This is a genomic window from Embleya sp. NPDC059237, from assembly GCF_042754105.1.
Lineage (GTDB): Bacteria > Actinomycetota > Actinomycetes > Streptomycetales > Streptomycetaceae > Embleya.
Genome location: NZ_JBHZAE010000005.1, coordinates 88,681 through 111,578, shown reverse-complemented (window position 1 = coordinate 111,578; position 22,898 = coordinate 88,681). Strand labels below are relative to the sequence as shown.

Annotated in this window: 19 protein-coding genes; 7 read left to right on the top strand and 12 right to left on the bottom strand. The window is 73.7% G+C overall.

The genetic code is table 11. The features are described from left to right. Positions 1–16 precede the first annotated feature (16 nt). Positions 17–430 carry a winged helix-turn-helix transcriptional regulator gene (locus tag ACFXKZ_RS17685; protein ID WP_380001350.1) on the bottom strand — a complete coding sequence of 138 codons (414 nt, stop codon included), beginning with the start codon at positions 428–430 and terminating at the stop codon, positions 17–19. 103 nt (positions 431–533) lie between these two features. On the opposite strand from ACFXKZ_RS17685, the gene ACFXKZ_RS17680 reads away from it, so the two are divergent. Continuing rightward, on the top strand, positions 534–1,385 hold the full coding sequence (locus ACFXKZ_RS17680; protein WP_380001348.1) for an alpha/beta fold hydrolase: 852 nt from the start codon (positions 534–536) through the stop codon (positions 1,383–1,385). A gap of 86 nt (positions 1,386–1,471) precedes the next feature. Here ACFXKZ_RS17680 and ACFXKZ_RS17675 read toward each other — a convergent pair whose 3' ends face one another. Continuing rightward, the gene (locus ACFXKZ_RS17675) at positions 1,472–1,714 is read right to left on the bottom strand and encodes a hypothetical protein (RefSeq protein ID WP_380001346.1); all 243 of its coding nucleotides are present in this window, start codon (positions 1,712–1,714) and stop codon (positions 1,472–1,474) included. Between the two features lie 137 nt (positions 1,715–1,851). After that, positions 1,852–3,339 (bottom strand): PLP-dependent aminotransferase family protein, encoded by a 1,488-nt coding sequence (locus ACFXKZ_RS17670; protein ID WP_380001344.1) that lies wholly within the window; start codon positions 3,337–3,339, stop codon positions 1,852–1,854. Between the two features lie 169 nt (positions 3,340–3,508). On the opposite strand from ACFXKZ_RS17670, the gene ACFXKZ_RS17665 reads away from it, so the two are divergent. Beyond that, positions 3,509–4,132: a YitT family protein gene (locus tag ACFXKZ_RS17665; protein ID WP_380002057.1), complete on the top strand. Its 624-nt coding sequence runs from the start codon at positions 3,509–3,511 to the stop codon at positions 4,130–4,132. A gap of 40 nt (positions 4,133–4,172) precedes the next feature. On the opposite strand, the gene ACFXKZ_RS17660 is transcribed toward ACFXKZ_RS17665, so the two are convergent. Continuing rightward, positions 4,173–5,789 (bottom strand): amidohydrolase, encoded by a 1,617-nt coding sequence (locus ACFXKZ_RS17660; RefSeq protein WP_380001342.1) that lies wholly within the window; start codon positions 5,787–5,789, stop codon positions 4,173–4,175. A 123-nt stretch (positions 5,790–5,912) separates the two neighbouring features. After that, entirely contained in the window at positions 5,913–6,353 is a 441-nt protein-coding gene (locus ACFXKZ_RS17655) for an Lrp/AsnC family transcriptional regulator (RefSeq protein WP_020549917.1), read from the bottom strand. 198 nt (positions 6,354–6,551) lie between these two features. Between ACFXKZ_RS17655 and ACFXKZ_RS17650 the strand changes: the two genes are divergently transcribed. The 3 genes from ACFXKZ_RS17650 (at position 6,552) to ACFXKZ_RS17640 (ending at position 9,138) form a co-directional block, all read left to right on the top strand. Beyond that, a complete protein-coding gene (locus ACFXKZ_RS17650) occupies positions 6,552–7,517 on the top strand; it encodes a hypothetical protein (RefSeq protein WP_380001340.1) in 966 nt (321 codons plus the stop codon). A gap of 132 nt (positions 7,518–7,649) precedes the next feature. Then, complete coding sequence (locus ACFXKZ_RS17645) at positions 7,650–8,021, top strand: hypothetical protein (protein WP_380001338.1); 372 nt, start codon at positions 7,650–7,652, stop codon at positions 8,019–8,021. 199 nt (positions 8,022–8,220) lie between these two features. Beyond that, entirely contained in the window at positions 8,221–9,138 is a 918-nt protein-coding gene (locus tag ACFXKZ_RS17640) for a nitroreductase/quinone reductase family protein (protein WP_380001336.1), read from the top strand. Between the two features lie 4 nt (positions 9,139–9,142). Here the strand turns inward: ACFXKZ_RS17640 and ACFXKZ_RS17635 are convergent, their stop codons facing one another. Beyond that, a complete protein-coding gene (locus tag ACFXKZ_RS17635; RefSeq protein ID WP_380002055.1) occupies positions 9,143–9,565 on the bottom strand; it encodes a MarR family winged helix-turn-helix transcriptional regulator in 423 nt (140 codons plus the stop codon). A gap of 214 nt (positions 9,566–9,779) precedes the next feature. Here ACFXKZ_RS17635 and ACFXKZ_RS17630 point away from each other — a divergent pair, with 214 nt between their 5' ends. Continuing rightward, positions 9,780–11,255 (top strand): MFS transporter, encoded by a 1,476-nt coding sequence (locus tag ACFXKZ_RS17630; protein WP_380001334.1) that lies wholly within the window; start codon positions 9,780–9,782, stop codon positions 11,253–11,255. Here the strand turns inward: ACFXKZ_RS17630 and ACFXKZ_RS17625 are convergent. The 6 genes from ACFXKZ_RS17625 to ACFXKZ_RS17600 form a co-directional block, all read right to left on the bottom strand. Then, a complete protein-coding gene (locus tag ACFXKZ_RS17625) occupies positions 11,224–12,372 on the bottom strand; it encodes an acyl-CoA dehydrogenase family protein (protein ID WP_380001332.1) in 1,149 nt (382 codons plus the stop codon). The genes ACFXKZ_RS17630 and ACFXKZ_RS17625 overlap by 32 nt on opposite strands. A 787-nt stretch (positions 12,373–13,159) precedes the next feature. Next, positions 13,160–14,287, bottom strand: coding sequence for a M24 family metallopeptidase (locus ACFXKZ_RS17620; protein ID WP_380001330.1), 1,128 nt, complete (start codon positions 14,285–14,287; stop codon positions 13,160–13,162). A 39-nt stretch (positions 14,288–14,326) separates the two neighbouring features. After that, positions 14,327–15,175, bottom strand: a complete 849-nt coding sequence (locus tag ACFXKZ_RS17615; protein WP_380001328.1) for a DUF3050 domain-containing protein — start codon at positions 15,173–15,175, stop codon at positions 14,327–14,329. Between the two features lie 202 nt (positions 15,176–15,377). Continuing rightward, complete coding sequence (locus ACFXKZ_RS17610) at positions 15,378–16,487, bottom strand: CaiB/BaiF CoA transferase family protein (RefSeq protein WP_380001326.1); 1,110 nt, start codon at positions 16,485–16,487, stop codon at positions 15,378–15,380. A 197-nt stretch (positions 16,488–16,684) separates the two neighbouring features. Then, complete coding sequence (locus tag ACFXKZ_RS17605; protein ID WP_380001324.1) at positions 16,685–18,427, bottom strand: pyruvate dehydrogenase; 1,743 nt, start codon at positions 18,425–18,427, stop codon at positions 16,685–16,687. Between the two features lie 117 nt (positions 18,428–18,544). After that, positions 18,545–20,341, bottom strand: coding sequence for an AAA family ATPase (locus ACFXKZ_RS17600; protein WP_380002053.1), 1,797 nt, complete (start codon positions 20,339–20,341; stop codon positions 18,545–18,547). Positions 20,342–21,020: 679 nt separating this feature from the next. Between ACFXKZ_RS17600 and ACFXKZ_RS17595 the strand changes: the two genes are divergently transcribed. Further along, a complete protein-coding gene (locus tag ACFXKZ_RS17595) occupies positions 21,021–22,169 on the top strand; it encodes a PucR family transcriptional regulator (RefSeq protein ID WP_380001322.1) in 1,149 nt (382 codons plus the stop codon). Positions 22,170–22,898: the final 729 nt, after the last annotated feature.

Here is a 22,898-nt window from a genome sequence, read left to right as displayed (position 1 = left end):
ACATTCGATCCACGCGCTAATCGGAGGGCGACTCGTCCGCGAGCCGGTTGTTGCGGTCGATCTCCGCCATGTGCGTCTCGGCCCAGACCCGTAGGACGGAGAGCGGTCCTTCGAGGGACAGACCCAGCTCGGTGAGCCGGTAGTGCACGGCGGGCGGCACGGTGGGTTCCACACGGCGCGCGACCAGGGCATCGCGGACCAGGCTGTGCAGGGTGACGGACAACATCTTCTGGGAGATGCCCGGGATACGGCGCCGCAGTTCCGCGAAACGGAGCTCACCCGGAGCCTCCTGGGCCAACACCTTGACCACCATCGACGTCCACTTGGTGCCGATGCGGTCGAGCAACCGGCGGGTCGGGCAGCGCGGATCCAGCAGGTCCCCGCGCTCACCGGGTCGCCCGTCACGTGCGCCGGGCCTCGACGTGGTCACCTGGGGCTCACCACCTGAAGGGAAAGTGCCGTCTTGGGCGGACCAGCGTAGTTCCCTAGCGTGACCTGGTCACCATTACTCACCAAGTACCCGGAGTCCCGCCATGCCCGAACTGCGACGCGTCCTCGCCAACGGTGTCGAACTGAACGTCGCCCTCTGCGGATCGGGCCCGGCCGTCCTGCTGTTGCACGGCTTCCCGCACACCTGGGAACTGTGGACGGACGTCATGGCCGATCTCTCCGGCCGCTACCGCGTCATCGCGCCGGACCTGCGCGGGTTCGGCGCGAGCGGCCGGGCCGCCTCCGGATACGACGCGGGCACCCTGGCCGAGGACGCCGCGGCGCTGCTCACCACGCTCGGGGTGTCCTCTGCCGCGGTGGTGGGCATCGACGCGGGCACCGCGCCGGCGTTCCTGCTCGCCCTGCGCCGCCCCGATCTCGTCCGGCGCCTGGTCGTCATGGAATCCCTGCTCGGCAGGCTGCCCGGCGCCGAGGACTTCCTCGCCGACGGACCGCCGTGGTGGTTCGGCTTCCACTCCGCCGCGCCCGACCTCGCCGAGACCGTGGTGGAGGGCCACGAGGCCGCCTACGTCGACTGGTTTCTGAACGCGGGCACGCTCGGCGACGGTGTGCGCCCCGCCCTCCGGGACACGTTCGTCCGCGCGTACACCGGCCGCCAGGCGTTGAGCTGCGCATTCTCGTACTACCGGGCCCTGCCGAAGAGCGCGGAACAGATCGAGCAGGCGGTCGCCGGCGCGCGCCTGACGGTGCCGACCATGGCGCTGGGCGCCCGGCCCGTCGGTCCCGCGCTGGAACGCCAACTCCGCCCGATCACCGACGATCTCACCGGACACGTCATCGAGGACTGCGGCCACATCATCCCGCTGCACCGGCCGCACGCCCTGCTCACGCTGCTGCGTCCGTTCCTGGCCGGCGGCGATGCGAAGACAGCGTGACCGGGGTGGGGCCGACATCGGCCCAAGGTGCTACGACGGTGTGGACCGGGACCCGGCTGTCTTGCGGTGACGGCGGGCGCCGGGGGTCACGGGTCCCGGCTGGAGGAGTCGGTGTGGCGGCGTGGGCCCACGCGCGGATGCGGACGGGGGCGGGGGCGCGGGGTGGGCCGTCGCCGGGCGGCCGTGGCGCGGCGGGTGGGGTCGCGGCCGGGACGAGGTGGGCGGCGTGGGCGGTGGGCCTTGGTCGAGCCGGCGCGGCCGTGTGCCGCCGCCAGGGCTGCCGCGACCGAACCCATCGCGCCGACCAGTGCCGCCAGCACATCCCGCATGACCCCTCCCGAGGTGCGGAACCGGGTGTTCCGCACAGGGCCCACAGTGCCGAGGATCGGCGGTGATGCGTGGAGGGGGCGGGCGGGCTGTGGACAAGTCGGGGGTTGTGGAAACCGCGCTTTCGGGGTGGCCCGGCTCAGGCCATGATGGCCGCGCCCGAGAAGCCCGCGTAGGTGGTGGGGCGGGTGCGTGCGGTCTCGGCCACCGCGGCGGACAGGCGGCGGATGGCTTCGGTCAGGGTGGCCGGGTCGTGGGCGTAGGGCAGACGGACGTGGTGTTCGAAGGTGCCGTCGGTACCGAAGTGGGTTCCCGCCGCCACCCGCACCCCGTGTCGGGCGGCGGTTTCGGCCAGCGTCAGGCTGGAGGTGCCGTCGGTGCGTACCCACAACGACAGGCCGCCCAGGGGCATCGAGAAGGTCCAGTCGGGCAGGTGCTCGGTCAGTGCGTCGGCCAGCGCTCCCCGGGCGGCACGCAGCGCGGGCAGGCGCGTCTCCAGGATGGCGTCCTCGTGGTCGGTGATCAGGTGGTGGGTGACCAACTGGTCCAGCACCGGGGCGCCGACGTCGAACGACGCGCGGGTGGCCGCGATGCGCCGGACCAGATCCGGGGTGGCCCGGATCCAGCCGATCCGCAGGCCGCCCCAGAAGGTCTTCGAGGTGGACCCGATGGTGACCACGTTGTTGGTCCGGTCGAACGCGGCCATCGGCAGCGGCCGGTCCGCCGGGTCGAGGTCCAGGGCCAGGTCGAGGCAGGTCTCGTCGACGATCAGCGTGGTGCCGGTGTTGCGGGCCAGGTCCGCCAGCGTGCGCCGGATCCCGGGATCGGCGAGGTGGCCGGTGGGGTTCTGGTAGTCCGGGATCAGGTAGGCCAGTCGCGGCGCCGCGGTGCGCAGCGTGTCACGCCAGGTCTCCACGTCCCAGCCGGTGTCCGTCATCGGCACCGGGACCGGACGGTTCCCGGCCTGCCGAATCGCGTCCAACACATTGGCGTAGGTGGGTGATTCGACCGCGACCCGGTCGCCGGGGCCGGCCAGCGTGCGCAGCACCAGGGTCACCGCGGCGAGGGCGCCGGGGGTGACCAGGATCTGGTCGGGCGTGGTGGGCACGCCGCGGCGGGTGTAGCGCTGGGCGAGCGTGTCGCGCAGCACCGGCAGGCCGCCGGGGAGGTAGCCGTGGCCGGTGGTGTAGGTGGGCAGCGAGTCGGTGGCGTCGGCGACCGCCTGGTGCAGCGCGCGGCCGGGACCGGGCAGCGCCGCCACGCCGAGGTCGATCACGCCGGTGGTGGTGCTCGGGCTGAGCCCTCGGGTGGGGATCTCGGTGTGCGTCCCGGGCAGGGTGGTCCAGCTGCCGGAGCCGCGGCGGCTGGTCAGGTAGCCGTCGGTGCGCAGCAGCTCGTACGCGGCGGCGACTGTGGTGCGGCTGATCCCGAGCCGGTCGGCGAGGCCGCGTTCGGCGGGCAGGCGCGCGGTCAGCGGGATCCGACCGTCCAGGAGCAGGGCGCGGATGCGGTCGGCGAGCGTGCGGTACGCCGGGCCGGTGCGCGCGGCGGACTGGGTCGCGGTGGTCCAGGGGTGCAGGAGGTCGGCGAGGCGGGTGCTGCTGACGGTCAGGTGAGGCGCGCTCATCAGTCCACTCCTGTCGAATTGGCTATGGATCCGTGATCCGGTGTCCGCGATTCTTTCACCGTTGGCTCTTTTTTGGCAGTCAGGCGCGAAACAGAGGTGCACGGTGGCTTGGTCGTGGGTCCGACGTTTGGTCCAGTTGTACGCGGGGCTCACGCTGTACGGGTTCAGCATGGCGTTGATGATCCGAGCCGAATTGGGCCTGGATCCGTGGGACGTGTTCCATCAGGGTCTCGCCGAGCGCACCGGGTGGAGCTTCGGCGTGGTGACGATCGTGGTGGGCGCCGCGGTCCTGCTGCTGTGGTTGCCGATGCGGCAGCGTCCGGGGCTCGGCACGGTGAGCAACGTGGTGGTGATCGGCCTCGCGGTGGACGCCTCGCTGCGGTGGTTGCCCTCCCCCGACGCGTGGGCCTGGCGCGCGGCCTTCCTGGTCTCGGGTGTGGTGCTGAACGCGGTGGCCGGCGGCGCGTACATCGGTGCCCGGCTCGGGCCGGGGCCGCGCGACGGCCTGATGACGGGGATGGTGCGGCGGACCGGGCGTTCGGTGCGGCTGATCCGGACGAGCATCGAGGTCGCGGTGTTGGCGGTGGGCTTCGTGCTCGGCGGCTCGGTCGGGTTGGGCACGGTCTTGTACGCGCTCACGATCGGCCCGCTGGTGCAGGTCTTCCTGCCACTGCTGACCGTGCCGGAGCGCGCGACGGATCGCCCGGTCGCGGCGGGCGGATCCGGCTCGGGTGAGTCGGCCCAGCCGGCGCCGGGGTCGTCGGGGACCCCGGCGCCGACGCCGGCCTGCTGACCGCGGTCGCGCCGGGGTACTCGCTCGCGCCGGTGTGCGCTCACGCCGGGTCGAGCGCTCCCTCGGCCGCATACACCGTGGTGCCTCGTACCGCAGTGCGCAGGCAGCGCGGCAGCGGCAGTTCGGGATCCAGGTCGGGCAGGCCCGGGGTGCCCGAGCGCGGGTCGGTGGACCAGCCGGAGAGCCGGGTGTCGGGGGCCTGGACGACCAGTTCGGTGGTGTCCCACACCGCGTAGGTGGCGGGCGCGCCGGGGACGAGCACACCCGCGTCGTCGCGCCCCGCGGCCCGGTGACCGCCGCGCGTGTGGGCGGCGAACGCGGCGCGCACGCTGATCCGTTGCCCGGGCGTGCGGTGGAAGGCGGCGGCACGGATCGTGCCCCACGGGTCGAGCGGGGTCACCGGCGCGTCGGAGCCGAACGCGAGCGGGACGCCGGCGGCGCTGAGCGCGGCCAGCGGGTTCATCAGCGCGGCGCGTTCGGCGCCGAGGCGGCGCGCGTACATGCCGTCCGGGCCGCCCCAGGCGGCGTCGAACGCGGGCTGTACGGACGCGGTCAGGCCGAGTTCGGCGAACGCCTTCACCGCGTCGGCGTCGAGGAGTTCGGCGTGTTCGACCCGGTGTCGCAGGGCTCGGAACGCGGCCGCGTGCGGTCCGGCGATCAGGTCGCGCGCGGCGGCGAGGATCGCGCCGATCGCGGCGTCGCCGATGGCGTGGAAGCCGGCCTGGATCCCGGCCCGGGTGCACGCGGCGAGGTGAGTGGCCACCTGCTCGGCGTCCAGATGGGTCAGCCCGGTGCCGGGGGCGTCGGCGTAGGGCGCGTGCAGGCACGCGGTGTGCGAGCCGAGCGAGCCGTCGATGAACAGGTCGCCGCCGAGCCCGTGCGCGCCCAGATCGGCGCGCAGCGCGCGGGCGTGCTCGGCGTCGTGCGCGAGCGCGCCCCAGTAGCCCACGACGTCCGGGCCTGCCTCCTCGGCGGCCAGCGCGGCCAGTGCGCGGAAGTCGGCCTCGCCGGCGATCTCCGGCCCACCGCATTCGTGCAGCGTCCCGATCCCGAGCGCGGCGGCCCGCTCCCGCGTGACGCGCTGTGCGGCGAGCCGGTCGGCCGGGGTCAGCGCGGCGTAGGCGGCGGCCCGCGCGACGTGGTGCGTGGCACCGGTGAGCGGCGTGTCGCCGTGCTCGCCCGGGACCAGCGCGAGCAGCGCGGGCGAGCAGGCGGCGGAGTGCACGTCGGTCCGGGACAGGTACACGGTCGCGCCGCCGGCGGCCCGGTCCAACTCGGCGGGCGTGGGCGGGCGTCCCTCGGGCCAGCCGGTGTCGTCCCAGCCGTGCCCGAGCACGACGCGGCCCGGCTCGTGCAGCCCGCGCGCCTTCGTGTACTCCGCCAGCGCGGTCAGCGCGTGGGCCAACGACGGGGCGCCGCTCAGGTCGAGGCCAGTCGCGGCGAGGCCGGTCGCGGTGGCGTGCACGTGCGCGTCGACGAACGCCGGGGTGACCAGCGCGCCGCCGAGGTCGAGCACCGCGTCGACGGCGTCGACGTGCGCCGCGGCCGCCCCCTCGGCGCCGATCCAGGCGATGGTGTCGTTCTCGACGACCATGGCGGTCGCGAAGGGATCGGCGGGACTGTGCACGGCGCCGTTGCGCAGGAGGAGCGTGGTCATGCCCCCAGTGTGGCCCGCCCCGAGGCAACGCCGAGCCGGAGGTCACCCCTTCGAGCGGCGCGGACTCGCCACGAACCGCGTCCGGGCCCGCGCCGACCCGCCCGGCCGCCCGTCGGGGTCGGCTCAGAAGCGGGGTGCGCGGGCCTCGTACGGCGTGGACAGGACCACCGTGGTGCGGGTCGATACGCCTGCCTGTAGGCGGATCCGGGCCAAAAGCGTCTCCAGGTCGCCCGGGGTCGGGACGCGGACCTTGAGGATGTAGCTCTCGTCGCCGGCCACGCTGTGGCACGCCTCCAGCTCCTCGAGGTCCGCCAACCGTTCGGGGGCGTCGTCGGGGGCGCTGGGGTCGATGGGTTTGACCGAGATGAACGCGGTCAGCGGCAGGCCGATGGCCTCGGTGTCGACCACGGCGGCGTAGCCGCGGATGATGCCGCGTTGTTCGAGTCGGCGTACGCGCTGGTGGGCGGCCGAAGTGGACAGGCCGGTGGCCTTGCCCAGGTCGGTGTAGCTCATCCGCCCGTCCTGCAGCAGCAGTTTGACGATCTGTCGGTCCAGGTCCTCCACATGAGGAACCTATGGCATCGGAGGTGGGAAGTGCGGCCCCGGTGCGGTTCGGGCGTGCTCCGGGCGCGGCCCCGGGGGCGATCCGGGCGCGCTCCGGTGTCGGTGCGCCGCCGCCGAGTGCGCCCCCGCGCCGCGAGTCCCCCGTCCGGCGGCGGTCGGCGCGGCCGGTTCGTCGGTGGCGCCGGCTACAGTGCGAACATGGCCACCGAGGAGCGCGCGCCCGCGCTCGATCAGCTCGACCGGGCCCTGCTGCGCGTCACCGCACGGGCCGACACCTCGGCCGCACGTGCCCGGCAACTGCGCTGGGTGGTGGGCGAGTTGCGCCGCGCACTGGTACAGGAGGGCTTCCCGGCCGAGGCCCGTGCCTCGCTCGCGGCGCTGCTGTCCGCCGAGCCGACGCGGTGCTATCTGGAGCTGGCCCAACGCGGCCGGCTGCGCACCCGCGCGGTCGCGGGCGCCGGCATCTCGACCACGGCGAGCATGCGCGTGCGGATGGACTGCCTGGAGATCCTGGCCCGGGCCGGATCGGTGCCGGTGGAACTGCCGGAGCGGCCGGCCATGCCCGAGCTCAAGACGCCGGTGGGCGCCCGGCAACGCTCGCTCCTCCTGAACTGGCTCGGCGAACACGCCGACCGGGCGGGCGCGGACGCGGGCCGAATCCGACTGTTCGCCCTGATCGGGGTGGTCCTGGACACCGGCGCGCGGGCGGGCGAGTTGTGCGCGATGCGGCTGGACGACCTGGGACCGGACGAGCGCACCGTCACGATCGTGCGACACCCGCAGGCCCGCACCGTCAATCCGGCCGTCACCGAGGTGCTGCCGCTGTCCGGCCCGACCCGCGCGGCACTGCGCCGCTGGTTGGACGTACGCGCCGACCTGGTGTGGCCGCTGCGCGGCGAGGTGGCCGCCGTGTGGGTGTCGGTGCGGGGCAACCACTCGGGCATCCCCGACGAGGACGGCAACTCCCGGCCCCGCCCCGCCGGAATGCCGCTGATGCCGCGCGGCCTGGCCCGGGCGTACACCCGCACGGTGGTCCGCCTGAACGTGGACATGGTCGGCCGGCCCGGTTGGGAGCCCCTCCCCTTCCGCCTGGAACAACTGCGCCGCGCGATCGACGCCGCCCCGATAGCGGCCACCGTGCCCGACACGGCGGCGGCCACGTAGCCGGCGCCGGTGGGGCAACGCGGCGCGTGAGCGCGGAAATCGACCCGGATCAGTACTGCAACGTTCCGGTCGGGCGGACTATCGTCGGCGGAGCGCGCCGTCGCCTCGGCGCCGTGGCGACAGGGGGAGCCCATGAGCATCGCCGTCGACCCATGCTCCGCAACGGTGCAGCGGGACCTCGTCGAGGACTTCGACGACACGAACCACCCCGACCGATCCTCGGACACCACCACCGCCCCGAGCGTGCGGCGCGCGTGCCCGGAGTGCGGCGTCGTACTGGTCCTGGATCCGGTCGCCGACGGCGCGACGGTGCCGGACCACGTGGTGTGCCCGAGCGTGCGGGACCCGTTCGGCATCCGCCCCTGCCCGGGCTCCGGCACGACCGTCACCACCCCGGCCGACCGCCCCACCGCCGGACCGCCCCCGGCGCTCCCGAAGCCACCGATCCGGACGCTGCCCCCGGGCCTGGACTGGCGCGCGCAACCCTTCTCGCACACGGCCTGACCCACCCGGGCACGCGGCCGACTCGGGTCGAACGCTCACCCACCACCTCCGCCGGGCGTCGGACACCGTCGCCCGGCGGCCGTGGCATGCCCGCGTTCACGCGGCGTTGACAGCGCTTCCGAGGCGTTACTAACCTTCAAATAGATTTGCTTTCAAAGCAAAGCTACTTACGAAGCCTGCGCCGATCCCGGAGACGCCCATGCCCGAAACCACCACCCGCACCGACCCGAACGCGCCGATCATCGCCGAGTTCCGAGCCCACAACGGCCGCGTCGGCGGCATGTTCGAGGGCGTCACCCTGGTCCTGATCACCACCGCCGGCCGGCACACCGGCAAGCCGTGGACCACCCCCGTCGTCGCCGAGCGGGACGGCGACCGGTGGCTGGTCTTCGCGTCCAACGCGGGCGGCCCGCGCGACCCGCACTGGTACCTCAACCTGGTCGCCAACCCCCAGGTGACCATGGAGATCGGTACCGACGAGGGCCGCGTGAAACCGTTCGCCGCCCGGGCCGTCCCGCTCACCGGCGACGAACGCGATCGTCAATGGGATCTCCAGTGCGCGCGAAACCCGGCCTTCCGCGACTACGCGGCGACAACGACCCGAACCATCCCCGTGGTCGCCCTGCATCCCCTCGACCTGACCGGGGACCCGGCCCGCGCACGGCTGATCGCGGAGCAGTTGATCCGTCACCACGAGGATCTGCGGGCCGAGATCGACCAGGTCCGGAAGCGGTTCGAACACGCCCTTGCCGGCGAACCGGAGCCGGACGCCCCCGACAACGACACCGACGACACCGCTCGACGACTGCGCCGCCACTGCCTGACCTTCTGCCGGCACCTCCGGCTGCACCACATCCGCGAGGACGGCGCCTTCTCCGCCTTCGAACGCGAATACCCCGAGCTGGTCCCGGCAATCACCCGCCTGCGTGCGGAACACGCGGTCGTGGAACGGGCGTTGGCCGCCTTCGCGGCGCTCCTCGAACGAGCCGCCGGGCCGGACCGGGGGCCGGACGCCGAACCGGCCCACCTGCGCGCGGAGTTCGAGGCGGTGTCGGCCGGCCTGGAGGAACACTTCGCCTACGAGGAGGCCCACCTGCTGCCGGCGCTCCGGGGCTGACCGCTCACCCCTCCTCGCGCGCGGCCCCGTTCTCATAGGCCCCGATCGTCCGCACGAACATCGCCCGATCGGCCGGCGACAGCGGGTCGAAGGCCCGGCGCCAGGCGTCCGCGCCGTTCGCGAGCCAGTTCTCGATCGCCGTCCGGGTCTCCGGGTCGTCGGTGATCGCCACGATCGACCGCCGGCGGTCGGTCGGATCCGTACGTCGTTCCAGCACCCCCTGGCGGCCCAGGTCGCTGACCATCAGGCTCACCGTGGTCGGCGCCACCTCGAGGCGCGCGGCCAGCTGATTGACCGGCATCGGGCCGTCGAAGAGCAGATACGCCAGCAGCGACAGGTGGCGCGGCGCCAGGTTCATCGACCGCAACCGCTCGGGGATCCGGGTGCGCTTGAGCCGGGCGGCCACGCGCGGCATCAACAGCAACATCGCCCGAATCGCCTCGTCGGTGCTGAGCCCCGCGTCGGGCTCGCCCGCCGCCGACCCCGCGTCGGCCCCCGGCCCGGACCCCGCGGCGTGCTCCGTCGTCATCTCCGCGGCCTCCTCGCCTCGACCCGTTCGGCTTCGGAAACGAAGCGCGACCCCCCGGATCCCGCCACCGTACCCGACCCCCACGACCCGATCCCGAAAGGCGCAAACCATCATGCCCGGATCACCCCCACCGGCCCCGAGCGACTACTCCCCCCGCCGCCTGGCGGCCTTCGTCCTCACCCTGGCCGCGACCTTCGTGGACCTGGTCGACGCGAGCGTGCTCAACGTCGCGCTGCCCGCGCTGCGGGCCGACCTGCACGCCTCGACCACCCAACTGGAGTGGGCGATCGCCGGGTACACGCTCGCCTTCGCGGCGGGCCTGATCACCGGCGCGCGTCTGGGCGACCGACTGGGCCGGCTGAGGGTGTTCCAGGTCGGCCTGGCCGCGTTCACGCTCGCCTCGGCGCTCACCGGCGCGGCCGGCGCGCCCGGTCCGCTGATCGCCGCCCGGGTCGCGCAGGGCACGGCGGCGGCGTTGATGGTGCCGCAGGTGTTGGCGATGTTGCGGGTGGAGTTCCCACCCGAGGAGCAGTCCCGCGCGGCCACGCTGTACGGGCTGGTGTTCTCCGTCGGCGGGATCGGCGGTCCCCTGCTCGGTGGAGCCCTGTTGCACGCCGACCTGTTCGGGCTCGGCTGGCGGCCGATCTTCTACGTCAACGTGCCGATCGGCGTCGCCGCGCTGATCGGTACGGCCGTTCTCGGTCGCGAGTCGCGGGCCGAGCGGGCGGCCGACGCGGACGGGCGCGGCCTGGTGCTCTCCACCGCCGCGCTGCTCACGTTGCTGTTCCCGCTGGTGGAGGGTCGGGCGCTGGACTGGCCGTGGTGGTGTGTGCCCGTGGCCGCGCTGTGCCCGGTCCTGCTGTACGCACTGCTGCGGCACGAGCGCGCGCTGGCCCACCGGGGTGGGACGCCGCTGTTCGAACCGGCGTTGTTGCGGCTGCGCGCCACCGCCGGCGGGGTGGCCGCGGCGACGTTGTTCTTCGCCGGTACCGCCTACACCCTCGTGCTGAGCGTGCACCTCCAGACCGGGGTGGGTCTGTCGCCGCTGCGGGCCGCGCTGACCATGGCGCCGTTCGCGGTCGGGGTGGGCCTGTTCTCGCCGTTCGCGACCCGTCTGCGGCCGCTGGGGCGGCGGTTGGCGGTGTTGGGCTCGCTGGTCCTGGCCGGGGCGATGGGCGCGGTCCTGGTCGTGGTCGGGCACGAGGGCGAACGGTTGCGGCCCTGGCATCTCGCCCCGTGGCTGCTGATCGGCGGCGTCGGCATGTCGATGGCCTCCGGCGTGCTGGTCGCCACCGTCCTGGCCCGCACTCCCGCCCGACACGCCGGCGCCGCGGCGGCGCTGGTCGGAACCGCGATCCAGGTCGGCGTGGCGGCGGGCGTGGCCCTGGTCGGCACGGTCTACTTCGGCCTCCTCGACGCGGGCCACTCGCCCACCGAAGCGGCGGTCGGCGGCCTGTCCACCGTGGTCGCCCTGTACGTGCTCGCCGCACCGGCCGCCCTCGTCCTCCCCGGCGGCCGGCTCACGTTCACGACGGCCGCTGCCGAGCCGCCGCCGCTCACCCGTTCCGCAGCAAGTCCCGGGCGATGACCATGCGTTGGATCTGGTTCGTGCCCTCGACGATCTGCAGGCACTTGGCCTCGCGCATGTATCGCTCGGCCGGGAAGTCGGTGGTGTAGCCGTAGCCGCCGAGGATCTGTACCGCGTCGACGGTCACCCGCATCGCCGTGTCGGTACAGAAGAGCTTGGCCATCGCCGCCTGTCGGCCGAACGGCAGCCCCGCGTCGCGTAGGCGGGCGGCGGCCAGGTACAGCGCGCGGCCCGCCTCGATCGTGGTGGCCATGTCGGCGAGCATGAACCGGATGCCCTGCTTGTCGGCGATCGGCCCGCCGAACTGGGTGCGGTCCTGCGCGTACTCGGCCGCCACGTCCAGCGCGGCCTGGGCGACACCCGTGGCGCACGCGGCGATGCCGAGCCGACCGCAGTCGAGGGCGGCGAGCGCGATGGAGAAGCCCTGGCCCTCCGCGCCGATCCGCCGTTCGGCCGGAATTCGGGCGCCGTCCAGGTGGATCTGCGCGGTGGGCGAGGAGCGCATGCCCATCTTGTGCTCCGGCGCGGCGGCGGCCAGGCCCGGGGTGCGCGCGTCGACCAGGAACGCGCTGATCCCGCGCGCGCCTTCGGGCGAGGTACGGGCCAGGACGATGTAGAAGTCGGCGACCCCACCGTGGGTGATCCACGCCTTGGTCCCGGTGAGCGTGTACCCGTCGGCGTCGGCCGCCGCCCTGGTGCTCAGCGCCGCCGCGTCGGAGCCGGAGTGCGGCTCGGACAGGCAGTAGGCGCCGAGCAGTTCGCCGCCCAGCATCGCGGGCAGGTGCGCGGCGCGCTGCTCGGGTGTGCCGAACGTGGCGAGCGGATGGCAGGCCAGCGTGTGCACCGACACGCCGAGGCCGACCGCCAGCCACCCCGCGGCCAGTTCCTCCAGGACCTGGAGGTAGACCTCGTAGGGTTGCGCGCCCCCGCCGTACTCCTCCGGATAGGGCAGCGACAGCAGTCCGGCGGTGCCGAGGGTGGCGAACACCTCGCGGGGGAAACGTCCGTCGGCCTCGTCGGGGGCGGCGCGTGGCGCGATCTCCCGGGCGGTGAGGTCCCGGGTGAGGTCGAGCAGGGCACGGGACTCGTCGGTGGGCAGCGTGCGCGGGACAGCCATGGGAGACGTCCTTCCGTGCGGTCCGGGGGTGGCCGGACCCGGCGGGTGGCCGGCGGCGGACCGGGTGGGGTTCGCCCCCCGGCCGTTGCGCACGATCGTACGGTGACGCCGCGTGTCCGCCGGGCACCGACGCGGCGCACCCGCGTGGTGGGCCCGCCACGCGCCTCGGCCGCGCCCGAGCCCGACCGCCGTCGGCGGCGCCGGCCTCCGGCCCGGGGTCCTCAAACGCCGGACAGGCTGAGTCACGTGGACCATGCACGCCGGATACCCACACGGCAGCGGCCGGCCTCCGGCCCAGGGTCCTCAAACGCCGGACGGGCTGATGTCACGTGGGTTGCACGCCGAGCTGATGTCACGCGGGCCTTGCACACCGGATACCCACACGGCAGCGGCCGGCCTCCGGCCCAGAGTCCTCAAACGCCGGACAGGCTGATGTCACGTGGGTTGCACGCCGAGCTGATGTCACGTGGGTCTTGCACACCGGTTGCCCATTACGCTCGGTCCCCGGCCGGAACGCACTACCTCCAGCCCGTCCGGCGTTTGAGGACACCGGGCCGGAGGCCGGTCGAGGCGACAGGGCCGCGTCCACGAGTGCGCGCCCCGAGCCCGGCCGACCCGTCCCCGGCGTCCGTCCCCGGACGCCGGGCCGCCGTGCCCGAGCGGCCGGAGTCCGGGGACGGTGGGCCGAGTGGACCGGCCCGCCTCGGAAAGGTCTGAAGGGCTTCGAAAGCCCGTCGGAAGAGCCCGGAGCACAAGCGGCCCGGAAGCCCCGAAGCCCCGGCGGAGCCTAAAGCACCGTCAGGCCGTGCGGCCGCACGTTCATCGGGTCGCCGCCGTTCTCCCCGCAGATCACGATGTCCTCGATCCGCGCCCCGTGCGTGTCGGGGATGTAGATGCCGGGCTCGATCGAGAAGGCCATGCCCGGCTCCAGGGGCAGCTTGTTGCCCTGGACGATGTACGGGTGCTCGTGGCTCTCCAGGCCGATGCCGTGGCCCGTGCGGTGGATGAAGTACTCGCCGTAGCCGGCCTCGGTGATGATGTCGCGGCCCACCGCGTCCAGTTCCTCGCACGTCAACCCGGGCCGTACGGCTGCGAGTTGGGCGGCCTGGGCGCGCTCCAGGACGTCGTAGTAGGCGCGGAACTCGGCCGGCGGCTCGCCGACGGCGTACGTCCGGGTCTCGTCCGAGCAGTAGCCGTCCTCGGTGGTGCCGCCGATGTCGACCACGACCACGTCGCCGGTCTCGATCACCCGATCGGACAACTCGTGGTGCGGGCTCGCGGCGTTGGGGCCGGAGCCGACGATCACGAAGTCCACCCGAATGTGTCCCTCGGCGATGATCGCGTCGGCGATGTCCGCGCCCACCTCACGCTCGGTACGACCGGCCCGCAACCACTCGCCCACCCGCGCGTGCACCCGGTCGATCGCCGCGCCGGCCCGGCGCAGCGCCTCGACCTCGGCGGCCGATTTGCGCATCCGCAACTCGCGCAACACATCGCCCGCCAGGCTCTGTTCGGCGGTGGGCAGCGCGGTGCGGAAGGCGAGTACCTTCTCCGCCCACATGTGGTTGTCCAGGCCGACCCGGGCGACCTGCGCGGGCAGTCGCTGCGCGATCAGCGCGTACGGGTCGTCCGTCTCGGCCCAGCCGAGCACGTCGATCCCGAGCGCGCCCGCCGGTGACGCGAGGGCGGCGGGTCGTTCCAGGCCCGGGACGACGAGGAAGGGCTCGGCGGCGACGGGCACCACCAGGCACGTGAGGCGTTCCAGCGGAAGCGCCTCGTAGCCGGTGAGGTAGCGCAGGTCGGCGCCGGGCGAGACGAGCAGGGCGTCGAGTCCCGCGTCGGCGGCTGCCTTTTGAGCGCGGCCGAGGCGGTCGGTGGGGTAAAGGTTCGGGTCGTGGGTCACGCGCCCAAACATATGACATATCACCGGGCGTCCGGCAGCCCCGACGCGGGTTCAGTGCGCGGCGGCGCGTCCCGCCGCGACCGCGTCGCGCACTGCGTCCCACAGATCGGCGCGGGCTCGCAGCGACACCGTGACGGTACCCGCGCTCTCGCGCCAGGCGCGGGCCGGATCGGGGCCGCCGGCGCACAGTTGGGCAAGCAGGCGCAGCGCCATCGGGCCGTGGTCGTCGCCGTCCACCTCGATGTGCCGGGCGAGGTATTCGCGGAACACCGCGAGCCGGCCGTCGTGCATGTCGTCGAGCGTGGTGAGGTGGTCGAACATGCGCGGGATCAGCTCTTCGCGGCCGAGCGCGAAGGACGCGGCGACGCAGTGCAGCGGGGCGTGGGCGACGACCTGCCAGGTGCGGCACACGAACGCGGCGGCGCCGGCGGGGGCGCCGCATGCGCCGACCGCCTCGGGGACGGGGACGCCGTCGGCGATCAGGCCGAGGAAGCGGCGGGCCGGGCGGGTGTCGGCGCCGGCGCCGTCCATCGCGGCGAGGTAGAGCTCGAAGTGACTGAGCGGGCCGAGCGAGGTGGTGTCGCTCTCCTCGCCGAGCACGATCTCGTTGACCATCCGCCGGATCTCCGCGTCGCCGCGCGGCACCCACGGCACCTCGACGCAGGTGAGCCGCCGCTGCAGGCTCTTGAGCAGGGACATGAAGTCCCAGACGGCGAAGACGTGATGCTCCATGAACACCCGGATCGCGACGAGATCGGTGAGGTCGCGGTAGACCGTATGCCGGAGCACCCGTTGCCGTACGGGGGCGGTTTCGCCGAGCAGCCGCGCGATGTGGTCGGCCGGGAGGGTGTTCGCGCGGGCGCGCGGAAGGGTGGTGTCGGTGAGCGCGGTGGTGTCCATGACGACCGATCGTAGAGATTTCACCACTCGGTGAAACATTTGTGCCGGAATGCCGGACACGCCTGGGATGCGCGTGCCACGATGTGCGGTTGCGCGGGCGTGCGTTGCCGGATGGGCGCTGTCGGCTGCCGGGGCCCGGCACCGAGGCCGATGCCGGCGCCGAGTACGTCCGTCCGGGTGACGGCCGAACCGCCCACCGGGGTCAGTCCTTCGGCGCGAGCGCGGCGGCCTGTTCGGGGGTCAGCCCCCAGCCCTCCAGGAGCGCCGCGTCGACGCGACCGGACGCGTCCCGGGCGACCGAGGGGGTCTCGGAGAGCCGGGGCGCGGCGGCGGGCTGGAGGGTGCCGTCGGGGCGGACGAAGGTGGATCGGGCCCGGTTGTGCGGGTGTTCGACCGCCTCGTCCCAGGTCAGCACGGGCGTTACGCAGGCGTCGACGGGCTCGAAGATCGCGGTCCACTCGTCCCGGGTGCGGCCGGCGATCACCTCGGCGAAGCGCTTGCGCAGGAGCGGCCAGCCGGCGCGGTCCGTCTGTGCGGGCAGGTCCTCGTCGGCGAGGCCGAGGCCGGCCAGGAACAGGGCGTAGAACTGCGATTCGATCGCGCCGACGGCGAGGTAGCGGCCGTCGGAGGTGGTGTACACGTCGTAGAACGGCGCGCCGGTGTCGAGCAGGTTGGTGCCGGGCTCGCCGTCCCAGCCGCCCATGCCGCGCATGCCGTGGATGAAGGTGCTCAGCGTCGCCGAGCCGTCCGTCATCGCGGCGTCGACGACCTGGCCGCGTCCGGTGGTTCGCGCGGAGATCAGCGCGGCGAGGATGCCGAACGCGCAGAACATCGCGCCGCCGCCGTAGTCGCCGACCAGGTTCAGCGGCGGCACCGGCCGCTCTCCGGCGCGGGCGAAGGAGTGCAGCACGCCGGAGATCGAGATGTAGTTGATGTCGTGTCCGGCGCGCGGCGCCAGCGGGCCGTCCTGGCCCCAGCCGGTCATCCGGGCGTAGACGAGGCCGGGGTTGGCCGCGAGGCAGATGTCCGGTCCGAGGCCGAGCCGTTCGGCCACGCCGGGCCGGAAGCCTTCGACGAGCACGTCGGCGCCGGCGATCAGCCGCAGTACGGCCTCGCGCGCGACGGGGTCCTTGAGATCGGCCTCGATCGTGCCGAGCCGACCGCGCCCGACCGCCATCGAGGGCATCGAGGCGCCGTCGGGCCGGTCGACCCGGACGACCCCGGCGCCGGCGTCCGCCAACATCATCCCGACGAACGGTCCGGGCCCGATCCCGGCCAACTCGACCACCTTGACGCCATCCAACGCACCCATGCCGACTCCCAGCCCCAGCCCCCACCAAGAATTACGCGGCACAGTCAAGCAGACCGGTCATGATCTGTCCCGAGGTCGGCGACACCGAGATGCAATCCGGGCCGTCCCGCGCCGTCCCGCCCCGCCCCGAGCCGCCGCTCCGGGGTGTCTTACGTGTCGGTCGTGCTCGGCCTCGGGCCCGGGCTCACGGCCTCGGGTCACGGCCTCGGGATGTTGCGGAGGTTGGTCCGGGCCATTTGGAGCATCTGCCCCACGCCGCCGCTCAGAACGGTGCGGCCGGCGCTCAGGGCGAAGCCCTGGATCTGGTCGGCGGTGATCTTCGGCGGGATGGACAGCGCCTTCGGGTCGGTGACGATGTCGACCAGGGCCGGGCCCTTGTGGGCGAACGCCTCGCGGAGCGCGCCGCGGACCTTGTTCGGCTTCTCCACCCGCACCCCGAAGGCACCGGCCGCGCGGGCGATCGCGGCGAAGTCCGGGTTCTTGTTGGTGGTGCCGAACGGGGTGAGGCCGGCGACCATCATCTCCAGTTCGACCATCCCCAGTGACGAGTTGTTGAACAGCACGATCTTCACCGGCAGTTCGGACTGCACCAGGGTGAGCAGGTCGCCCATCAGCATGGAGAATCCGCCGTCGCCGGACATCGACACGATCTGCCGGTCCGGGTACGGGAACTGCGCGCCGATCGCCTGGGGCAACGCGTTGGCCATCGAACCGTGCGAGAACGAACCGATGACCCGGCGCCGCCCGTTCGGGGTCAGGTAGCGGGCCGCCCACACATTGCACATGCCGGTGTCGACGGTGAAGATCGCGTCGTCGTCGGCCTCCTCGTCCAGGATCGAGGCGACGTACTCCGGGTGGATGGGCACATGCTTTTCCACCTTGCGGGTGTACGCCTTGACCACCCCTTCGAGGGCGTCGGCGTGCTTGTTCAACATGCGGTCCAGGAATCGGCGATCGGTCTTGGCCCGCACCATCGGGGTCAGCGCGCGCAGCGTCTCGCGCACGTCGCCCCACACCGCCAGGTCCAGCTTCGTGCGCCGGCCCAGGTGTGCCGGCCGTACGTCCACCTGCACGGTGGCCACGTCCTGCGGCAGGAAGGCGTTGTACGGGAAGTCGGTGCCGAGCAGGATGAGCAGGTCCGCCTCGTGCATCGCCTCGTACGCCGCGCCGTAGCCGAGCAGCCCCGACATGCCCACGTCGAACGGATTGTCGTACTGGATGTGCTCCTTGCCGCGCAGCGCGTGCCCCACCGGAGCGTTGATCCGCTCGGCGAACGCCATCACCTCGGCGTGCGCGCCCGCCGTGCCCGCGCCGCAGAACAGGGTGACCCGCCGGGCCTCGTCCACCATCCGGGTCAGCGCCGCCAGATCCGCGTCGCCGGGGCGCACCGACGGCAGCGAGGTGGGCAGCGTCACCGGATAGCCCCGCTCCGGCGCCGGCCGCGCGGCCACGTCACCCGGGAGGGTGACGACGGACACCCCGCCCAGGCCCACCGCGTGCTGGATCGCCGACTGGAGCACCCGGGGCATCTGCTCGGGCGTGCCGATCATCTCGCTGTAGTGGCTGCACTCCACGAACAGCCGATCCGGGTGCGTCTCCTGGAAGAAGGCCGTGCCGATCTCGCCGCCCGGGATGTGCGACGCGAGCGCCAGCACCGGCGCGTGTGAGCGGTGCGCGTCGAACAGGCCGTTGATCAGGTGCAGATTGCCCGGACCGCAACTGCCCGCGCACGCGGTCAGCCGACCGGTCAACTGCGCCTCCGCGCCCGCGGCGAACGCGGCCACCTCCTCGTGCCGTACGTGCACCCAGTCGATCGCCGCGTTGCGGCGCACCGCGTCCACGATCGGGTTGAGACTGTCGCCCACCACGCCGTACAGCCGGCGCACACCGGCCTGGGCGAGGATGTCCACGAACTGCTCGGCGACGCTCTGCTTGGCCACGGGGAGACCCTTCCGTCCGGCTACGACCGGGTCGAACCGGATCGGGCCGGGGTCGGACCGCATCCGCCCGCCTCGGTGCGAGTGGTGACCGGATACGCCTACCCGTGCCACGCCCGGCTATCCCCGGCCGTCGGCCAGATCCCCGTACGCCTGGAACAGGTCGGACAGGCGCAGTGTGGTCAGCTCGGCCAGATCCGGGCCCTCGGGCAACTCGACCAGGCGCACGTCCCGATACATGCAGCACTTCTCGTACAGGGTCCGGACGAATCGGGCGTTGCCCAGTTCGTCGATCCAGCCCTGCTCGCGGACGTGCCCGGTGATGCTGCGCAGCTCGGCCGCCGCGTCCTCGTCCCAGGTGTCGCCGCCGCCGGCCGCCATCACCTCGGCGATCCGGGCCAGGTCCTCCGCGCCGTAGGAGGGGAACTCGACCCGGGTGGTGAAGCGCGACGTCAGGCCGGGGTTCGAGGTGAGCAGTCGGTCCATGCCCTCGGGGTAGCCGGCCAGGATGATCACCAGCCGGTCGCGGTCGTCCTCGGCCCGCTTCAGCAACACCTGGAGCGCTTCGTCGCCGTACGCGTCGCCCTTGGAGTAGCCCACGTTGGTGAGGCCGTACGCCTCGTCCACGAACAACACGCCGCCCAGCGCCGAGTCGATCAACTCGCTGGTCTTGACCGCGGTCTGGCCCAGATACTCGCCGACCAGGTCGGAGCGCTGCGCCTCGACCAGGCGATCGCTCTCCAGCAGGCCGAGCGCCGCGAAGACCCGGCCGAGGAGGCGGGCCACGGTGGTCTTGCCGGTGCCGGAGGGCCCGGAGAAGACGAAGTGCCGCTTGGGCGCCTGCGCGGGCAGGCCCTGCGCCTCGCGCAGCCGGGCCATCCGCATCTGCGCGGACAGCGCCCGGACCTGGCGTTTGACCGGCTCCAGGCCGACCATCGACTCCAATTCGGCGAGCACGAGGGCGAGTTCCTCGGGGGCGGCGGCGGGGCGCATCGGCGCCGCCCGGTCGGCCGCCCGCGCGTCGACGTCGGCCTGTGGGTCGGCCTCGCCGTCCGGGACGGGCTCCGGCTCGCGCTCGGTCTCCACCGCCGGCGGCGGCCCGGCGGGCGGGGGCGCGGTCGCGGGTATGGGCGGGAGCACGTCGGGCAGCGGGCCGCGACCGACCACGGGGCCGGCCAGGCGCGCGGTCATCCCGCCGTACTCGTCCAGCGGCTCGCCCGCCGCCAGCGAGGACAACCTCGCGGCGGTGTCCATGAACGACGGGTCGGCCTGGTGCACCGCGCGGTACAGGGGCAGCGCGGCCGGGGTGCGGCCGGTCTCCTCGTACGCGCGGGCGAGCCAGTAGCGCAGCTCCTTGCGCTGCGGGTGCTCCGAGCGGCAGCGCACCAGGGCGGTGGCGAGTACCTGTTCGGCCTTGGCGTACAGCCCCAGGCGGACCCGGGCCATGCCGGCGAACAGGCCCGCCTCGACGCCGAGCAGCGCGTCGTCGTCCAGGCCCGCGGTGTGCCGGAGCAACTGCTGCCAGTCCTTGCCCAGATAGGCCCGACAGGCGAGCAGGAAGCGGGTGGCGGCGTCCTGTTCGGCGGGCGGGCACAGGGCGAGCGCGGCGTCCAGCTCGGGCAGGTGCCGGCCGTCCAACCAGTGCGAGGCGTGCGCGAGCGCGAGGTCGCGCGGGGTCTCCAGTACGAGCTGGACCCACCAGCCCAGCCAGTACCAGGAGTTGAGCGGCCGACCGTACTTCGCGCGCTGCTCCCCGAAGCGCTCGCGATGGGTGTGCATGGCGACCACCGCGGTGGCCACCTCGACCTTGAGCGCGTGCAGCCCCAGCCAGGCGTCGGCCATACCCGGGTCGGCCTCGACCGCGGCCCGGAACTGCACCTCCGCCTGGCCGTATTCGCCGGCGACATAGGCGTCCATGCCGCGCAACCAGGCCAGTTCGGCCGGACTACCGGTGCGTGCGCCACGTTCGGTCTGTCCCACGGTGGACCCCCCTTCCCCCGGCCGGTCCTCTCCGCGTGCCCGTGTCCCCGAGGGGACTTCGAGAGGATGTCGGCCCGCTGCCGATGAATCCCGGTGCGCCCATTCCGCTCGATCGGCGACGCCCCTTAAAGCCTCTCCCGTTCCGCTGTCCGTCACGCACGCATCGGTCACGGATGGTGTCCGTTTCGCCACGCGTTCGCCCCCCGGGGCATCGTACCGAGCGGGAGCGGTCAAGCCGAGGGGCGAATGGGACTCGAGGTGGTGAGCCGCCGCCGGCGGATGCGAGCCGGGGGTGCGGCGGGGGCGGTGAAGTCCCCCGGGGCGGACGCGAGTCGGCCCGGCGCACACGAGGAAGCCCCCGGTCGCGGGGGAACGATCGGGGGCTTCGTCTCGGCGCGGGACCGGGGCCGTCCTCGGGGTCGCCGCCGTACCGCAAGTTATGGCGATCCGGACACAACGGTCAAGCGCGCCACGCGGGTAAATCCCGGGACGGAATCCGATGTTGCCGAGACGGCCCTCGCGGGGGGATCGTGCGCCGGGCGCACTCCGGGGGTGCGCTGCCCGCACGCTCTCGGCGGTGCTGACGCGCTCGTGTTCGTAACGCTACGGTCGGTATATGGGCAACCTCGGGGACGCGGGCGGAACGGCAACCGGGGGCGAACCGCAGTTTCGTCCCGGGGACAAGAGCGGCGGAGCCGGCCGCGCGACGGTGGCCGGAGCGGCGCCGCGTCGGCTGCCGCCACGGCGCCGCAAGGTGGTCGGGGGCGGCGCCAGCGCCCCCGAGCCCGACCCGACCCCGCGCGCCCGGGTCGCGGGCGCCTCGACCGCGTGGGAGGCGGGCAAGGACCCGCGCCCGCAGCCCACGGTCCCGGCACCCGCAGCACCCCCGGACGCGGGCGGCCCCGGGCAGGCGGTACGGCCGGGCGGGCGGGCGCTCGTGGACACCGCGATCGGCTTGGCGGGGCGGCTGGCGCAGGCCGCCGCCGACGCCAAGTACCGCAGCGACCTGATGCGCGACCTGCTGACGGGGCGCGGCACGGACCTGACGGGCTGGGCGGTATTGCCGACCGGGCCGCTCCTGGTGGTGGTGGCCGAGGCCGACCCGCCCGCGGCCGGCCGCGACCCGAGGGCGATCCGGGCCGGGCAGGAGGCACTGGCCCTCGCCTGGTCCGGCGCGGTCGGCGCACGCGCCCCGGAGGCGGCGGTCGCCGCGTATCCGCGCGAGGTGGTCACCCTGCTCGGCGCACCCGCCGACGGCCAGGCCGCCCGGCTGGTGACCGAACTCGCGGCCGTGGTGCACGCGGATTGCGGCCCGACGATCCGCTCGTTCACGACGGGGGTGAGCCGACCGGCGGAGTCACTCGACGCGCTGCCGGCCGCGTACGAGCAGGCCCGCCGCGCGGTCGCCGCCGGTCGGCGCATCCACGGCCCCGGCGCGGTGGCCGACTTCGACCAGCTCGGCGTCTTCCGACTGCTCAGCCTGATCCCCGATCCGAGTGAACTCGACCGCTTCGCCCGCGAGGCCCTGCGCACACTGGCCCACCCCCGCGACCCGGAGGCAGCCGACCTGCGCAACACACTGCAGGCGCTGCTCGACACGAACCTGAACGTGGCCGAAACGGCACGGCGGCTGTATGTGCACTACAACACGCTGCGGTATCGAATCACCAAACTGGAGCGACTGCTCGGCCCGTTCACGCAGGATCCGCATCTGCGCCTGAACCTGATGATCGCGCTACAGATCGTCCGCATACAGGGTCGCTGACGCTCGGGAGGGGGCGGGGGCAGGCTCGCGGTGCGCGTCGGCTGCGCCGGCCCGACACGGGGGCGGCCGGCCTCCGGCCCGGCTGTCCCCAAACGCCGGACGGGCCGGCGGGTTCGGGCACGGGCGCGGGTGGGCGCGGGTGAGCGCGGCACGCTCCGTTGCGGGGGCGGGCGGCATGGGGTCGGGTCGGGTGCTTCCGGCGGGGGGTTGGGCTTTTGGTTGCGTGGGCTGGTCCGCAGCGGTCTGAGTCGCGGGGTGGGCCGCCGCCGGCGTGCGGGGCTCCGAGACCGGGGGTTCCCGACGAGACGGGCGTGTTGCTCGGCGAAAACCGACCAGCAGCGGCGGGCAGGGAGAAGGATCGGGTCGAGTCCTCCGGGGGGCCTTCCGGAGTGGGTCGGGCGCTTCCGGCGGGCGTTGCGCTTGTCGTTGCGTGGGCTGGTCCGGAGCGGTCTGAGTCGCGGGGTGGGCCGCCGCCGGCGTGCGGAGCTCCGAGACCGGGGGCTCCCGACGAGACGGGCACGTTGCTCGGCGAAAACCGGCCGGCAGCGGCGGGCAGCGTGAGGGGTTGGGTCGAGTCCTCCGGGGGGCCTTCCGGAGTGGGTCAGGTGCTTCCGGCGGGCGTTGCGCTTGTTGCTGCGTGGGCTGGTCCGGAGCGGTCTGAGTCGCGGGGTGGGCCGCCGCCGGCGTGCGGAGCTCCGAGACCGGGGGCTCCCGACGAGACGGGCACGT

Excerpts from the sequence above, each read along its gene's own strand:
- ACFXKZ_RS17670 (WP_380001344.1), bottom strand. The coding sequence starts at position 3,339 with ATGAGCGCGCCTCACCTGACCGTCAGCAGCACCCGCCTCGCCGACCTC.
- ACFXKZ_RS17665 (WP_380002057.1), top strand. The coding sequence starts at position 3,509 with ATGGCGTTGATGATCCGAGCCGAATTGGGCCTGGATCCGTGGGACGTG.
- ACFXKZ_RS17680 (WP_380001348.1), top strand. The coding sequence starts at position 534 with ATGCCCGAACTGCGACGCGTCCTCGCCAACGGTGTCGAACTGAACGTC.
- ACFXKZ_RS17615 (WP_380001328.1), bottom strand. The coding sequence starts at position 15,175 with ATGGACACCACCGCGCTCACCGACACCACCCTTCCGCGCGCCCGCGCG.
- ACFXKZ_RS17675 (WP_380001346.1), bottom strand. The coding sequence starts at position 1,714 with ATGCGGGATGTGCTGGCGGCACTGGTCGGCGCGATGGGTTCGGTCGCG.
- ACFXKZ_RS17600 (WP_380002053.1), bottom strand. The coding sequence starts at position 20,341 with ATGGACGCCTATGTCGCCGGCGAATACGGCCAGGCGGAGGTGCAGTTC.
- ACFXKZ_RS17640 (WP_380001336.1), top strand. The coding sequence starts at position 8,221 with ATGCCCGAAACCACCACCCGCACCGACCCGAACGCGCCGATCATCGCC.
- ACFXKZ_RS17625 (WP_380001332.1), bottom strand. The coding sequence starts at position 12,372 with ATGGCTGTCCCGCGCACGCTGCCCACCGACGAGTCCCGTGCCCTGCTC.
- ACFXKZ_RS17610 (WP_380001326.1), bottom strand. The coding sequence starts at position 16,487 with ATGGGTGCGTTGGATGGCGTCAAGGTGGTCGAGTTGGCCGGGATCGGG.
- ACFXKZ_RS17630 (WP_380001334.1), top strand. The coding sequence starts at position 9,780 with ATGCCCGGATCACCCCCACCGGCCCCGAGCGACTACTCCCCCCGCCGC.
- ACFXKZ_RS17635 (WP_380002055.1), bottom strand. The coding sequence starts at position 9,565 with ATGTTGCTGTTGATGCCGCGCGTGGCCGCCCGGCTCAAGCGCACCCGG.
- ACFXKZ_RS17595 (WP_380001322.1), top strand. The coding sequence starts at position 21,021 with ATGGGCAACCTCGGGGACGCGGGCGGAACGGCAACCGGGGGCGAACCG.
- ACFXKZ_RS17620 (WP_380001330.1), bottom strand. The coding sequence starts at position 14,287 with ATGTTTGGGCGCGTGACCCACGACCCGAACCTTTACCCCACCGACCGC.
- ACFXKZ_RS17650 (WP_380001340.1), top strand. The coding sequence starts at position 6,552 with ATGGCCACCGAGGAGCGCGCGCCCGCGCTCGATCAGCTCGACCGGGCC.
- ACFXKZ_RS17660 (WP_380001342.1), bottom strand. The coding sequence starts at position 5,789 with ATGACCACGCTCCTCCTGCGCAACGGCGCCGTGCACAGTCCCGCCGAT.
- ACFXKZ_RS17645 (WP_380001338.1), top strand. The coding sequence starts at position 7,650 with ATGAGCATCGCCGTCGACCCATGCTCCGCAACGGTGCAGCGGGACCTC.